Genomic DNA, 14,409 nt, shown 5'->3' with positions numbered 1-14,409 from the left:
CCTAGGTACGGTCGGAAATCGTGCTGATAGTGCAATGGCAAAAGGTAGCTTAACTGCGAGACCGACAAGTCGAGCAGGTGCGAAAGCAGGACATAGTGATCCGGTGGTTCTGAATGGAAGGGCCATCGCTCAACGGATAAAAGGTACTCCGGGGATAACAGGCTGATACCGCCCAAGAGTTCACATCGACGGCGGTGTTTGGCACCTCGATGTCGGCTCATCACATCCTGGGGCTGTAGCCGGTCCCAAGGGTATGGCTGTTCGCCATTTAAAGTGGTACGTGAGCTGGGTTCAAAACGTCGTGAGACAGTTTGGTCCCTATCTGCAGTGGGCGTTGGAAGTTTGACGGGGGCTGCTCCTAGTACGAGAGGACCGGAGTGGACGAACCTCTGGTGTACCGGTTGTCACGCCAGTGGCATAGCCGGGTAGCTAAGTTCGGAAGAGATAACCGCTGAAAGCATCTAAGCGGGAAACTTGCCTGAAGATGAGACTTCCCTGGAGGCTTGACCTCCCTGAAGAGTCGTTCGAGACCAGGACGTTGATAGGTCGGGTGTGGAAGCGCTGTGAGGCGTGAAGCTAACCGATACTAATTGCTCGTGAGGCTTGATCCTATCATTTGAGTGGCTTAGCGAGGCTAAGTGACGAGAGTGGATGTGCGACGTACATCAAATACCGAATATATGCGGGCTGGTTGAATACCAGCCCAGGCTTCTTCAAGTTTGTGCCAGTTTATGTCTGGTGGCCTTAGCGAGGTGGTCCCACGCCTTCCCATCCCGAACAGGACCGTGAAACGCCTCAGCGCCGATGATAGTGTGGCATTCGCCATGTGAAAGTAGGACACCGCCAGACGCCCCATAACAAAGCCCAGCTCAACCGAGCTGGGCTTTGTGCTTTGCGCGCGCGAAATGCGCCCCCCAGCCCCGACCGGTGACCGGCGGGGCTTAGCTATTTTTGGCGCCGTTGAGCTCAATGAAGGCGATAGTGAGGCCTGGACTGGGGCTGGTGGTGGCGATCAGCAGCTTGTGTCCTTCCAGGGCTTGAGCCAGATCTTCGACCTCGAAGGCGATGTGCGGCACCCGTTTGGCCTGTGCCGGATAGGGCGCATCCTGCCAGCAGCGCTGCCATTGAATGCCGAAAGCGTTGTCCTGATGGTCGCTGACCGTCATCGGCAAGTGCGGCAGATCGATTTCATTGTCGAAACCTCCGCTGGTCGGGTATGCCGATATGGTTGTATTTCATACGCTGTCTTCGTTGGCGGACGTAAAAAATCCCCGCTGTTTCGACAGCGGGGAGGGGGAAGAATCCTGTTGATCGATGCCGAGGCTCTCAGCGATCCAGCCCTCCCAGCAGCACGTATTTGATCTCCAGATAGTCTTCGATGCCATATTTCGAGCCCTCGCGGCCCAGGCCGGATTGCTTGACGCCGCCAAACGGTGCGGCCTCGTTGGACAGCAGGCCGCTGTTGACCGCCACCATGCCGTATTCCAGGCCTTCGGCGACGCGGAAGATGCGGCCGACGTCGCGGGCATAGAAGTAGCTGGCCAGGCCGAATTCGGTGTCGTTGGCCAAACGGATCGCTTCTTCCTCGGTCTTGAAGCGGAACAGCGGCGCCAGCGGGCCGAAGGTTTCCTCGCGCGCCACCTTCATACTGCTGGTGACGTCCGCGATCAGCGTCGGCTCGAAGAAGGTGTGGCCCAGCGCGTGGCGCTTGCCGCCGGCGATCAGGCGGCCGCCCTTGGCCAGCGCATCGGCGATGTGTTCTTCCACCTTGGCTACCGCGTTGTGGTCGATCAGCGGGCCCTGGCTGACGCCGGCTTCCAGGCCGTTGCCTACCTTCAGCGTCGCCACCGCGGCGGCGAACTTGTCGGCGAAGGCGTCGTAGACGCCGTCCTGCACATAGATGCGGTTGGCGCAGACGCAGGTCTGGCCGGCGTTGCGGTATTTGGAGATCAGCGCGCCTTCCACCGCGGCGTCCAGGTCGGCGTCGTCGAACACGATGAAGGGCGCGTTGCCGCCCAGCTCCATCGAGACTTTCTTCACCGTGCCCGCGCATTGGGCGATCAGCTTGCGGCCCACTTCGGTAGAGCCGGTGAAGGAGAATTTCTTCACCGTGTCGCTGCCGGTCAGCACCGCGCCGATTTCGCTGGAGCCGCCGGTGATCACCGAGAACACCCCCGGCGGAATGCCGGCGCGCTCGGCCAGTTCGGCCAGCGCCAGCGCCGACAACGGCGTCTGGCTGGCGGGGCGGACCACCATGGTGCAGCCGGCGGCCAGCGCCGGCGCGGCCTTGCGGGTGATCATCGCGCTGGGGAAGTTCCACGGCGTGATGGCGGCGGTGACGCCGATCGGCTCCTTGGTGACCAGCACGCGGCGGTCGCCAGCCGGGCCGGGCACGATGTCGCCGTAGACGCGCTTGGCTTCCTCGGCGTACCACTCGATGTAGCTGGCGCCGTAGGCGATCTCGCCCTTGGCCTCGGCCAGCGGTTTGCCTTGCTCGGAGGTGAGGATTACCGCCAGGTCCTGTTGGTGGGCGATGATCAGGTCGAACCAGCGGCGCAGGATGGCGGCGCGCTCCTTGGCGCTTTTGGCTTTCCAGGCCGGGAAGGCGCGGGCGGCGGCGGCCACCGCGCGCTCGGCTTCGGCTGCGCCCATTTTCGGTACTTGACCTATGGTTTCGCCAGTGGCCGGGTTTTGCACGGCGATGGATTGGCCGCCGTCGGCATCCAGCCATTGGCCGTCCAGATAGCATTGCTGGCGGAGCAGCTTGGCGTCTTGCAGGTTCAACATATCGGGTATTCCTTGAGCAAGCGAGCGGACGCGCCGTCAGGCGTGACCGCTTGCATGGGGTAGAGGGTGGATCAGGCTTTCAGCGCCGCCTCCAGCTTGCCCAGCGCCTCGGCGAAGACCTCGTCTTCGATGGTCAGCGGGAACAGGAAGCGCACCACATTGGCGTAGATGCCGCAGGTCAGCAGGATCAGGCCGTTGGCCAGCGCGTGCTGCTGCACTTTTTTGGCGAAGTCCGGATCCGGATTATGGCTGCCGGGCTGGTTGAATTCGACGGCGATCATCGCGCCCAGGCCGCGCACTTCGGCGATCTGCGGCACGACCGATTTGAGGCCGTTCAGTTTTTCCTTCAGCGCGTCGCCCAGGCGCTGGGCGCGCTCGTTCAGCTTTTCGCTGTCGATCACGTCCAGCACGGCGTGCGCGGCGGCCAGCGCCAGCGGGTTGCCGGCATAGGTGCCGCCCAGGCCGCCCGGCGCCGGCGCGTCCATCACTTCGGCGCGGCCGGTGACGGCGGACAGCGGGAAGCCGCCGGCCAGCGACTTGGCCATGGTGATCAGGTCGGGCACCGCGTCGAAATGCTCGCTGGCGAGCAGCTTGCCGGTGCGGGCGAAGCCGGACTGCACCTCGTCGGCGATCAGCAGGATGCCGTGGCGGTCGCACAACTCGCGCAGCGCCTTCACCCATTCGGCCGGCGCGGCGTAGAAGCCGCCTTCGCCCTGCACCGGTTCATAGATGATGGCGGCGACGCGCGCCGGGTCGATGTCGAACTTGAACAGTTTTTCCAGGCCGGCCAGCGAATCCTGCACCGATACGCCGTGCAGGGCGTTCGGGTAGGGCGCGTGGTAGACGTCGGAGGGGAAGGGGCCGAAGCCCAGCTTGTACGGCGCCACCTTGCCGGTCAGCGCCATGCCCATCAGCGTGCGGCCGTGGAAGGCGCCGCCGAAGGCGATGACGCCGGGGCGGCCGGTGGCGGCGCGGGCGATCTTCACCGCGTTTTCCACCGCCTCGGCGCCGGTGGTGAACAGGGCGGTTTTCTTGGCGTGGTTGCCGGGCGTCAGCTGGTTGAGCTTTTCCGCCAGGCTGATGTAGGACTCGTACGGCACCACCTGGTAGCAGGTGTGGCTGAAGCGGGACAGCTGCTCCGCCACCGCGGCTTCCACTTTCGGGTGCAGGTGGCCGGTGTTGAGCACGCCGATGCCGCCGGCGAAGTCGATGTAGCGCCGGCCCTCGGTATCCCACACTTCCGCGTTTTTGGCGCGTTCGGCGAAGAAACTGCACATCACGCCGACGCCGCGCGGGGTGGCGTCGGATTTGCGTTGCATCAGTTGCTGCTGGCTCATGGAAATCTCCTCGGGGCCGGGCGATCGTGGCGCCGCCGCGGCGGGTCGATATGGCGCCGGGATAGACGGCGCGTCAGCGGATCATTCTATGAGGGTGTTTAGCAAAAAGCCACAGATGCATTAAAAAATTAAACGCCTGTGGCGGAAGAGGCACAGGCGTTCTATCGCGAGAGGTTTGGGCTCAGCGCACGATCAGCTGATTGACCTCGCCCAGCGTATCCGGCTGCAGCTGGCCGGCGGATTGGGCCAGGGCCAGACGCGCTGTGAGGTAGCTGTATTTGGCGTTGGCCAATGTGGTGAGCGCGGTGTAGTAGGCCTGCTCCGCCTGCAGCAGGTCGATGCTGGTGCGGATGCCCACTTCCTTGCCCAGGCGGGTGGACTCCACCTTGCTCTTGGCCGAGACCAGCAGCTGTTGCTGCGCGCGCACCAGCGCCGCGCCGTTGGTGACGCCCAGGAAGGCCTTGCGCACATCCTCTTTCACCTGGCGGCGGGTGGACTCCAGCTGGTCGCGCGCGGCGTCGCGCAAGGCCACCGCCTCGCGCACCTGGGAGTTGATGCCGCCGCCGGCGAACAAGGGCAGGGTGACGGTGACGCCCACCTGGCTGCCGCGGGTATGCTGCGCGCTGGGAAGGGTGCCGGGCTGGTTGCTGATGTTGTCGCTGTAGCCGGCGGTGAGATTGACCGTGGGCAGGTGATTGCCGCGCTTCTCGGTGATGGTCTGTTCGGCCAGCTGCAGGTTCTGCTCGGCGCCCTTGATCTTCAGGCTGTTGCGCTGCGCCATGTCCACCCAGGCCTCCAGGCCGGCGGGCTTGGGCGGCACCAGCGGCAGTTGGTCGCGCACGGTCTGGATGCCGGCCGGCTCCAGGCCGGTCAGTCGTTTCAGATTGTTCTGCGCCAGCTCCAGATTGTTGGCGTCGCTGATCTCCTGCGCCACCGCGCCGTCGTAGCCGGCCTGCGCCTCGTGGGTGTCGGTGATGGTGGCGGTGCCGACCTCGAACGCGGTCTTGGCTTGTTCCAGCAGGTTTTGGTAGGTCTTCTTGCTGGCGCGGGTGGCGGCCAGCGTGTCCTGGGCGCGCAGCACGTCGAAATAGGCCTGGGCGATGTCCAGGATCAGCTGCTGCTCGGCGGCGTCGAAGGTGGTGTCGGCCAGTTCGGTGCCGATCTTGCCCTTCTTGTAGCCGGTGTACTTGCCTATGTCGAACAGCGGCTGCTGCAGGTTGGCGCTATAGCCGTGGCTTTCGTAATGCATGTCGGAAATCGGCCGGCCATTGGCATCTTGCGTCGTCTTGGGCTGCAACGGATTGTTGTAGTTGTAGCTGCCGCTGAGGCTGGCCTGCGGCAGCAGCTGGCTGCGGCCCTGCACCGCTTTTTCCTGGCCGGCGTCGCGCTGGGCGCGGGCGGCGGCGAAGTCGGCGTTGTAGTCGCGGGCCGCTTGCCAGGCGCCGACCAGGTCGAAGGCCTGGGCGGGCAGCGCGGCGCCGCACATCAGCAGGGCGGCGATGAGGGATAGGCGGTGGTTCTTCATTTGTGCTCTTGTTCTTGCGGTTGGGCAGGGAGTTGCCGCTCGTCGCGTCCGACGCGGAACCATTGGGCGTACAACGCCGGCAGGAACAGCAGGGTCAGCACGGTGGCGACCAGCAGTCCTCCCATGATGGCGACCGCCATCGGACCCCAGAACGTGCTGCGGGTCAATGGAATCATTGCCAAAATGGCGGCCAATGCCGTCAGCATTATGGGCCTAAAGCGGCGCACGGTGGAACCGACGATAGCCTCGAAGCGGTCTATGCCCTCGCGGATGTCGTGCTCGATCTGGTCCACCAGGATCACCGAGTTGCGCATGATCATGCCCGACAGCGCGATCACGCCCAGCATCGCGACGAAGCCGAAAGGCGCGCGGAACAAGATCAGAGTCAGGGTGACGCCTATCATGCCGAGCGGCGCGGTGAGCACCACCATCAGCGTGCGCTGGAAGCTCTGCAACTGCAGCATCAGGAGTGTCAGAACTACAACAATCATCAGCGGCGCGACGGCGGCGATCGCTTTCTGCGACTTGCCGCTGGATTCCAGCGTGCCGCCGACCTCGATGTGATAGCCCAGCGGCAGCGTGCGCTCCAGCGTCTGCATCTGCGGCCAGAGCTGGCCGGACACGTCCGCGCCCTGCACGCCGTCCACCACGTCGGCGCTGACGGTGATCGCCGGCAAGCGGTTGCGGCGCCAGATGATGCCTTCCTCCGGCTCGTAGCGGACGTGACCGATCTGCGATACCGGCACGAAGTGGCCGCTGCCGGTCTGCACCATCAGATTGCCCAGGCCGGCGACGTTCTTCTGCTCGCCGGGATTGAGGCGAGCGACGATGGCGATGCTCTGGTCGCCCTCGCGGTAGGCGCTGACGCTTGAGCCGGAGATCAGCATCTGCAGTTGCTGCGACAGCTGCTGCGAGCTCAAGCCCAGCGCGCTGGCCTTGTCCTGGTCTATGTCGATGCGCAGCGCCTTCACCTGCTCGCCCCAGTTCTGGTTGACGTGCAGCGTCGACGGCTGCTTGCGAACCAGCGCCTCCACCTGGTCGGCGATCTTGCGCACCTGGCCGTGGTCCGGGCCCATCACGCGGAACTGCACCGGGTAGCCGACCGGCGGGCCGTTCTCCAGCCGGGTGACCCGGCCGCGCACCAGCGGGAAGTCGTTGTCGAAGATTTTCTCCAGCCGCTTCTTCACGTCCTCGCGCACGTGCTCGTCGCGGGTCATCACCATCAGCTGCGCGTAGTTGACGTGCTGCTGCTGCTGGTCCAGCGGCAGGTAGAAGCGCGGGCTGCCGCTGCCGACATAGCTGGTGACGCTGATCACGTTGGCGTCGGCGCGGGCCAGCTTCTCCATCTTTTCCACCTGTTCCAGCGTGGCGTGGTAGCTGGCGCCACGCGGCAGCCACATGTCTACCATCAGCTCCGGCCGGTTGGACGAGGGGAAGAACTGCTGGGCGACGAACAGCTTGAACGCCAGCAGCGACAGGATGAAGGCGCCCAGGGTGACGGCGATCACCGTCTTGCGGTAGTCCAGGCACCAGGCCACCAGCGCGCGGAAGCGGCGGTAGAACGGCTTCTGGTAGACGTCGGGCTGCTCGCCGTGATGGGCGTGGGAGGGCAGCAGCTTGTAGCCCAGGTAGGGGGTGAACACCACCGCGACGATCCACGACAGCACCAGCGCGATGCCGACCACGGCGAACAGGCTGAACACGTATTCGCCGGCCATCGATTTGGCCAGGCCCACCGGCAGGAAGGTGGCGGCGGTGATCAGCGTGCCGGTCAGCATCGGGAAGGCGGTGCTGGTATAGGCGTAGGTGGCGGCCTGGAACTTGTTCCAGCCCTGTTCCAGCTTCAGCGCCATCATCTCCACCGCGATGATGGCGTCGTCCACCAGCAAGCCCAGCGCGATGATCAGCGAGCCCAGCGAGATGCGCTGCAGGTCGATGTTGAAGAAGTACATGGCGAGGAAGGTCATCGCCAGCACCAGCGGGATGGACAGCGCCACCACCACGCCGGTGCGCAGGCCCAGGCTGAAGAAGCTGACGGCCAGCACGATCACCACCGCCTCCACCAGCGAGCGCATGAACTCGCCCACCGCGTCGTGCACCACCTTGGGCTGGTCGGACACCGCGTGGATCTCCACCCCCAGCGGCAGCTTGCCCTTGATGCGGGCGATGGCCTGGTCCAGGTTGGCGCCCAGCTTCAGCACGTCGCCGCCGCTCTTCATGCTGATGGCCAGCGCCAGCACCGGCTTGCCGTTGAAGCGCACGCTGGTGGCCGGCGGGTCGATGTAGCCGCGCGAGACGGCGGCGATGTCGCCCAGCTTGAAGGTGCGGTCGCCCACGCTGACCGGCGTCGCGGCCACGGCCGCCACCGAATCGTACTTGCCGGTGGGGCGCACCCAGATGCGGTCGCTGGCGGTTTCGAAGGTGCCGGCCGGCGTCATCGCGTTCTGCTGCTGCAGCGCCTGCCAGATGGCGCGGCTGTCGAGTCCCAGGCTGGCCAGCTTGGCGCTGGACAGGTCGACGTAGATGCGCTGCTCCTGCTTGCCCAGCATCTGCACCTTGGCCACGTCCGGCGTGCGCAGCAGCTCTTTCTTGGCCGCTTCCGCGTACTGGCGCAGCTCCTCGTAGCTGAAGCCGTCGCCGCTGAAGGCGTAGATGTTGCCGAAGGTGTCGCCGAACTCGTCGTTGAAGAAGGGGCCCTGCGCGCCGGACGGCAGCGTGTAGGCGATGTCGCCCAGCTTCTTGCGCACCTGATACCACAGCTGCGGCACGTTCTTGGGCGGCACGTCCTCGCGCAGCGACACCACCATCAGGCTTTCGCCCGGCTTGGTGTAGCTCTGCACGTAGTCGATCTCGCCCATCTCCTGCAGCTTTTCCTCCAGCTTGTCGGTGACTTGCTGCTCCATTTCCAGCGTGGAGGCGCCGGGCCAGTTGGCCTGCACTAGCATCGCCTTGAAGGTGAATTCCGGATCTTCCTTCTGGCCCAGCTGGGTATAGGCCCAGCCGCCGGCCAGCATCAGCATGATCATCAGGTAGCGCACCAGCGCCTGATGGCCCAGCGCCCATTCGGACAGATTGAGTTTCTTCATCGGCGCGTCCTCACTGTTCCAGCAGCTTGACGCGCTGGCCTTCGCGCAGTAGGTGCACGCCGGCGGTGACCACCTTGTCGCCCGGACGGACGCCGGAGGCGATGACGGCGCCGTCGCCGTCTATCGACGCCACGGCCACCGGCTTGCGGCTGACGCGCAGGGTCTGGCCGTCTATCGTCCACACGTATTGCTTGCCCTGCAGGTCCAGCAGCGCGGTCAGCGGCAGTTTGAGCTCGCTGCTGGCGCGGGCGGGCAGGGTGGCGGTGGCGGTCATGCCCAGCTGCAGCGCATGGCTGTCGCCGGCCAGCGCGATCCGCGCCGGGTAGGTGCGGGTGGCCGGATCGGCGTCGGCGGCCAGCTCGCGCAGCCTGCCCTCCAGCGGCGCGCCGCCCTTCCACAGCGTCACGCGGAATGCGCCGGCCTTGCGCACCGCCTCCAGCGCGTTTTCCGGCACCTGGATGGCGATTTCGCGCGCGCCATCCTGCGACAGCCGGGCCACCGGCTGGCCGGCGGCCACCACCAGGCCGGGCTCGGCCTGCATCTGGCTGACCACGCCGTCGGCGTCGGCCGTCAGCGTCGCGTAACCGGTCTGGTTGCGGCTGGCGGACAGGGCGGCGCGCGCCTGGTTGACCTTGGCCTGGGTGGCGTTGACGCCGTTCTGCTGCGCGTCGACCTGGGCCTGGCTGATGAACTGCTTGGCCAGCAGCTCGCGGTAGCGCTTCAGGTTGAGCTGCTGCTGGGCGAGGTCGGACTCGGCCGCCGCCAGCTGCGCCTGCTTGGCCGCCAGGTCCAACTGGTAGTCGCTGGGATCCAGCCGCGCCAGCGGCTGGCCCTTCTTCACCCGTTCGCCGCTGTTGACCAGCTTGGCCACCACCTTGCCGGCCACGCGGAAGGCGAGCTGGGTCTCGTGGCGGGCGCGGATCTCGCCGGCGTAGCTGTCGCCGCCGATTTCGGCGTGGCCGCCGGCTGTCGCATAGCGCACCGGGCGGATGTCCTCTGGCGCGGCGGTCTTGTCCTGGCAGGCGGAAAGGCCAAGCGCGGCGATGAGCGCGAGGCCGAGTGGAAGCGGATGTTTCATGGGCGGGCGTCCTGGGGCGCGGGCTGATGCATGCCTTGCAGCGTCAGCCGCAGCGAGGTCTTGAGGAATTCGAGCGGGTTGTCCTTGATGCTGTCGCAACAGCCGGGCACCAGGGCGAAGGAATGGCTGAGGATCATGGTCATCATCATCGGCGCGGTCAGCGAGTCGATCGCGTAGTCGAGATGGACCGGGCGGAACTCGCCGCTGTCCATGCCGCGCTGGATGATGTGGCCGAGCAGCTGGCGGGCCGGCAGGATGGCTTCTTCGTAGTAGAAGCGTGTCAGTTCCGGGAAGTTGGTGGCCTCGGCCGCCATCAGCTTGCACAGGCCTGCGGCGCGGGTGGAGCCGATGTGGGTCCACCAGTCCTCCAGCGCCAGGAACAGCAGCTCGCTGCTGCCGATGCCTTGCAGCTGGGCCAGCTGCGCGCTCATCGCGTGGACGCGGGCGACGATGGTTTCGCGCACCACCGCCTTGAAAATCTCTTCCTTGTTCTGGAAGTACAGATAGGGCGTGCCCTTGGTGACGCCGGCGGCGCGGGCGATGTCTTCCATCTTGGTGGCGAGATAGCCTTTTTCGACGAACAGCGTCAGCGCTGCGTCCAGGATCTCGCTGGGTCTGGCGTTCTTCTTGCGTTGCCAGCGGCTGGTGCCGGTCTCTCCCATCGCGTTCTTTCTGAATGCATGTTCAGTAATGTCGGCACTGTAGGCCTTTTGGCCAGGGATCGGCAATTAATAAATTACAGTTCAGTAACTGGCGTGATTAAAATGCAACACCGTAATCCAAAATCGCCGGCCAGCCGTTAAGGGGCGAAAGCGATCCGCTAGCAAGGAGAAATGAAGTGGCAACAGACGCAGCCGAAAAGGCGAACATCCTGGCCGAGGCCCTGCCTTACATCCGCCAGTTCGCCGGCAAGACCATCGTGATCAAGTACGGCGGCAACGCGATGACCGACGAAGCGCTGAAGGAAGGCTTCGCCAAGGACGTGGTGCTGTTGAAGCTGGTGGGGATGAATCCGGTGGTAGTGCACGGCGGCGGCCCGCAGATCAACGACTTGCTGGCGCGCGTCGGCAAGCAGGGCGAGTTCGTCCAGGGCATGCGCGTCACCGACGCCGAAACCATGGACGTGGTGGAAATGGTGCTGGGCGGCCTGGTGAACAAGGAGATCGTGTCGCTGATCAACAAGCACGGCGGCAAGGCGGTGGGCCTGACCGGCAAGGACGGCCACTTCATCCGCGCCCGCAAGCTGTTCCTGAAGACCGACGGCGACGAGGCGGTGGACATCGGCCAGGTGGGCGAGATCGAGTCCATCGACCCGTCGCTGGTGTCGCTGCTGGACAGCCAGGATTTCATCCCGGTGGTGGCGCCGATCGGCGTCGGCGTCGACGGCGAAGCCTACAACATCAATGCCGACCTGGTGGCCGGCAAGCTGGCGGAGACGCTGAAGGCGGAAAAGCTGGTGTTGATGACCAATACCCCGGGGGTGCTGGACAAGCAGGGGCAATTGCTGACCGGCCTGACCGCGCAGCGCATCGACGAGCTGTTCGCCGACGGCACCATTTCCGGCGGCATGCTGCCCAAGATCAGTTCGGCGCTGGACGCCGCCAAGAACGGCGTGCAGGCGGTCCACATCATCGACGGCCGCGTCAAGCACGCGCTGCTGCTGGAAATCCTCACCGCGGCCGGTGTCGGCACCATGATCCGCGCCTGAGGCCGGTTATCCGGGAGACGTGGAGCCGGCGGCGGGGCTGGGCTATAGTGATGGCATGCCGCGCGCGTAGCCGCGGCGGCTCATAAGGGGAGGCAGCATGCAGACCGTGAAGCAATTTCTGGACAGCAAGCCCAACCGGGCCCTGGTGTACGTGACGCCGGACAGCACCGTGTTCCAGGCGCTGCAGGTGATGGCGGAAAACGACATCGGCGCGGTGCTGGTGATGGAGTCCGGCGACATCGTCGGCATCTTTTCCGAACGCGACTACGCCCGCCGCATCGTGCTGCAGGGGCGGACCTCGGCCGGGACCAAGGTGCGCGACATCATGACCAGCCGCGTGGTGTACGTGACGCCCCAGCAGACGCTGGACGAGTGCCGGGCGCTGATGACCGAGAAGCGCATCCGCCATCTGCCGGTAATGGAGGATCAGACCGTGCTCGGCATCCTGTCCATCGGCGATCTGGTGCGGGCGACCATAGAAGAGCAGGAGCAGGTGATCAACCATCTGGTCCATTACATCCAGTCCGCCTGACGCCGCCACGCGGTTTCTTAAAGACGGCCTGCCTTGAGCGGGCCGTTGTCGTTGGCGCGCTCAGCCGGGCATCGGCGCGATGCGCTGGCGCAGCGCGCGCAAGGCCGGCGCCACGCGCTCGCGCATCGCCGGCTCGTCGAAGGCGAAGGCCGGGCCGCTGGCATTGAGCGCCATCGCCGGCTGGCCGGGCAGCAGCGCCGGCAGATGGATCCCCACCGCCATCACGTCGGGCTCGTATTCGCCGAAGGACGCGGTGTAGCCGTGGACGCCGTAGTCGGCGCAGGCCTGCAGCAGCCGCGAGCGCAGCGCCGGCCAGTCGCCGCGGTAGCGCTCGGCCAACAGCGGCAGCAGCGCCTCGCGCTCCTGCGGCGGCAAGCCGGCGAAGTAGGCGCGGCCGATCGCGGTGGTGGCCAGCGGCACCCGCGAGCCGGTGGATAGCTGCACCGACACCCGGGCCTGGCTGCGGCAGGTTTCCAGATACACCATGTCGCTGCCGTCGCGCAGCGCCAGGCTGACCGACACATTGTTGGCCAGCGCGAACTCGCGCATCAGCGGCGCGGCCGCCGCGCGCGCGTCGTAGCCGGCCAGCGCCGCCGATCCCAGCGCCAGCAGCGCCAGCCCCAGCTTGTATTGGCCGCTTTCCCCTTCCTGTTGCAGGTAGCCCAGCCGGGTCAGCGTGTAGCTCAGCCTCGACACGGTGGACTTGGGCAGCCCGGTGCGGCGCGCCAGCTCCTGATTGGACAGCGATCCCTCGCCGGAGCGGAACGCCGCCAGCACCTCCAGACCGCGCGCCAGCGCGGTGACGAATTGGCGGTCTTCTTCCTGTTGCATCCTGTTCCCCATCGCGACAAAGAATTTGCCGCATGACAGGTAAATCGCTTTACAAGCGCGCGGCAGAGTGTTTAGTCTATTCTGCATGGTGAAATCTAATTCCGCAATGCGGAACTAAAGTGGGAGAAAGCAGATGGCAGCATCCACGCAGCGCGCCTCGTTCGCTTGGGAAGATCCCTTGCTGTTGCAGGACCAGTTGACCGACGAGGAGCGGCTGGTGCAGCAGAGCGCGCACGAGTATTGCCAGGAGCGGCTGCTGCCGCGGGTGCTGACCGCCAACCGCGAAGAGCGCTTCGACCGCGAAATCATCAACGAGATGGGCGAGCTGGGCTTCCTCGGCTGCACGATAGAAGGCTACGGCTGCGCCGGCCTGTCGCATGTGGCTTACGGCCTGGTGGCGCGCGAGGTGGAGCGGGTGGATTCCGGCTACCGCTCGGCGATGAGCGTGCAGTCCAGCTTGGTGATGCACCCGATTTGGGCCTACGGCTCCGACGCGCAGAAGGACAAATACCTACCCCGGCTCGCCAGCGGCGAATGGCTGGGCTGTTTCGGCCTGACCGAGCCTGACTCCGGTTCCGACCCCGCTAGCATGAAGACCCGCGCCCGCAAGGTGGACGGCGGCTATCTGCTGTCCGGCAGCAAGATGTGGATCACCAACAGTCCGGCCGCCGACGTGTTCGTGGTCTGGGCCAAGGACGACGACGACGAGATCCGCGGCTTCATCCTGGAGAAGGGGATGAAGGGGCTGTCGGCGCCCGCCATCCACGGCAAGTTTTCGCTGCGCGCGTCGATCACCGGCGAAATCGTGATGGACGACGTGCTGGTGGCGGACGAGCAGCTGCTGCCCGGCGTCAAGGGCCTGAAAGGCCCGTTCGGCTGCCTGAACAAGGCGCGCTACGGCATCGCCTGGGGCGCGATGGGCGCAGCGGAGTTCTGCTGGCACGCCGCCAGGCAGTACACGCTGGACCGCCGGCAGTTCGGCCGGCCGCTGGCCGCCAACCAGCTGATCCAGCTGAAGCTGGCGAATATGCAGACCGAGATCGCGCTCGGCCTGCAGGCCGCGCTGCAGGTGGGCAGGCTGATGGACGAAGGCCGCGCCGCGCCGGAAATGATCTCGCTGATCAAGCGCAACAACTGCGGCAAGGCGCTGGACATCGCCCGCGTCGCCCGCGACATGCACGGCGGCAACGGCATCAGCGACGAATTCCACGTGATCCGCCATGTGATGAATCTGGAGGCGGTCAACACTTACGAGGGCACGCATGACGTGCATGCCCTGATTCTGGGCCGAGCCCAGACCGGTATTCAGGCATTTGCCTGATAAGCCGGCGCGGCCGGAGGGCCGGCCGCGCCGTTGATTCCTGTCTGTCCTTTGTTGGCCCGGCCTCGCCGGGCCACTTTTTTTGCCGGAACGCATTGCGCGCCGGGTAAGGGACAGTGTCTGGAATATCAGCGATTGCTACACTGAAAGCGCCGTGCGGCGGCGAGCGCCGCGAACGGGCGCATCATCGACATCCGAGCGGGG

General features: G+C 65.5%; 11 protein-coding genes, 1 rRNA gene and 3 other annotated features. Of the genes, 4 read left to right on the top strand and 8 right to left on the bottom strand.

Annotated features, from left to right (window positions below; all coding sequences use genetic code 11):
• Nucleotides 1–133 (top strand) — a sequence feature (23S ribosomal RNA rRNA prediction is too short).
• A gap of 20 nt (nucleotides 134–153) precedes the next feature.
• Nucleotides 154–313, top strand: a sequence feature (23S ribosomal RNA rRNA prediction is too short).
• 19 nt (nucleotides 314–332) lie between these two features.
• Nucleotides 333–598: a sequence feature (23S ribosomal RNA rRNA prediction is too short), on the top strand.
• A gap of 136 nt (nucleotides 599–734) precedes the next feature.
• Nucleotides 735–849: ribosomal RNA gene (gene rrf, locus ACY3GB_RS10380) — 5S ribosomal RNA — on the top strand.
• 92 nt (nucleotides 850–941) lie between these two features.
• Here rrf and ACY3GB_RS10375 read toward each other — a convergent pair.
• The 7 genes from ACY3GB_RS10375 to ACY3GB_RS10345 form a co-directional block, all read right to left on the bottom strand.
• On the bottom strand, nucleotides 942–1,166 hold the full coding sequence (locus tag ACY3GB_RS10375; RefSeq protein WP_463088658.1) for a hypothetical protein: 225 nt from the start codon (nucleotides 1,164–1,166) through the stop codon (nucleotides 942–944).
• Between the two features lie 160 nt (nucleotides 1,167–1,326).
• On the bottom strand, nucleotides 1,327–2,787 hold the full coding sequence (gene gabD, locus ACY3GB_RS10370; protein WP_463088657.1) for an NADP-dependent succinate-semialdehyde dehydrogenase: 1,461 nt from the start codon (nucleotides 2,785–2,787) through the stop codon (nucleotides 1,327–1,329).
• Nucleotides 2,788–2,858: 71 nt separating this feature from the next.
• Nucleotides 2,859–4,124, bottom strand: coding sequence for a 4-aminobutyrate--2-oxoglutarate transaminase (gene gabT, locus ACY3GB_RS10365; RefSeq protein ID WP_463088656.1), 1,266 nt, complete (start codon nucleotides 4,122–4,124; stop codon nucleotides 2,859–2,861).
• 181 nt (nucleotides 4,125–4,305) lie between these two features.
• Nucleotides 4,306–5,649, bottom strand: a complete 1,344-nt coding sequence (locus tag ACY3GB_RS10360) for a TolC family outer membrane protein (RefSeq protein WP_463088655.1) — start codon at nucleotides 5,647–5,649, stop codon at nucleotides 4,306–4,308.
• The gene (locus ACY3GB_RS10355; protein WP_463088654.1) at nucleotides 5,646–8,735 is read right to left on the bottom strand and encodes an efflux RND transporter permease subunit; all 3,090 of its coding nucleotides are present in this window, start codon (nucleotides 8,733–8,735) and stop codon (nucleotides 5,646–5,648) included. The genes ACY3GB_RS10360 and ACY3GB_RS10355 overlap by 4 nt, the downstream gene beginning before the upstream one ends.
• Nucleotides 8,736–8,745: 10 nt before the next feature.
• On the bottom strand, nucleotides 8,746–9,813 hold the full coding sequence (locus tag ACY3GB_RS10350; RefSeq protein ID WP_463088653.1) for an efflux RND transporter periplasmic adaptor subunit: 1,068 nt from the start codon (nucleotides 9,811–9,813) through the stop codon (nucleotides 8,746–8,748).
• Nucleotides 9,810–10,475 (bottom strand): TetR/AcrR family transcriptional regulator, encoded by a 666-nt coding sequence (locus ACY3GB_RS10345; RefSeq protein ID WP_463088652.1) that lies wholly within the window; start codon nucleotides 10,473–10,475, stop codon nucleotides 9,810–9,812. The genes ACY3GB_RS10350 and ACY3GB_RS10345 overlap by 4 nt, the downstream gene beginning before the upstream one ends.
• Nucleotides 10,476–10,651: 176 nt before the next feature.
• Between ACY3GB_RS10345 and argB the strand changes: the two genes are divergently transcribed.
• Nucleotides 10,652–11,521 (top strand): acetylglutamate kinase, encoded by an 870-nt coding sequence (argB, locus tag ACY3GB_RS10340; RefSeq protein ID WP_463088651.1) that lies wholly within the window; start codon nucleotides 10,652–10,654, stop codon nucleotides 11,519–11,521.
• Between the two features lie 97 nt (nucleotides 11,522–11,618).
• On the top strand, nucleotides 11,619–12,053 hold the full coding sequence (locus ACY3GB_RS10335) for a CBS domain-containing protein (RefSeq protein ID WP_463088650.1): 435 nt from the start codon (nucleotides 11,619–11,621) through the stop codon (nucleotides 12,051–12,053).
• Nucleotides 12,054–12,113: 60 nt separating this feature from the next.
• Here ACY3GB_RS10335 and ACY3GB_RS10330 read toward each other — a convergent pair whose 3' ends face one another.
• Nucleotides 12,114–12,884, bottom strand: coding sequence for an IclR family transcriptional regulator (locus tag ACY3GB_RS10330; RefSeq protein WP_463088649.1), 771 nt, complete (start codon nucleotides 12,882–12,884; stop codon nucleotides 12,114–12,116).
• A gap of 133 nt (nucleotides 12,885–13,017) precedes the next feature.
• Between ACY3GB_RS10330 and ACY3GB_RS10325 the strand changes: the two genes are divergently transcribed.
• The gene (locus tag ACY3GB_RS10325; RefSeq protein WP_463088648.1) at nucleotides 13,018–14,205 is read left to right on the top strand and encodes an acyl-CoA dehydrogenase; all 1,188 of its coding nucleotides are present in this window, start codon (nucleotides 13,018–13,020) and stop codon (nucleotides 14,203–14,205) included.
• Nucleotides 14,206–14,409: the final 204 nt, after the last annotated feature.

The organism is Chromobacterium sp. Ag138 (assembly GCF_055181315.1).
Note: the sequence above shows the minus strand (reverse complement) of the source record. Positions and strands in the feature narration are given on the sequence as shown.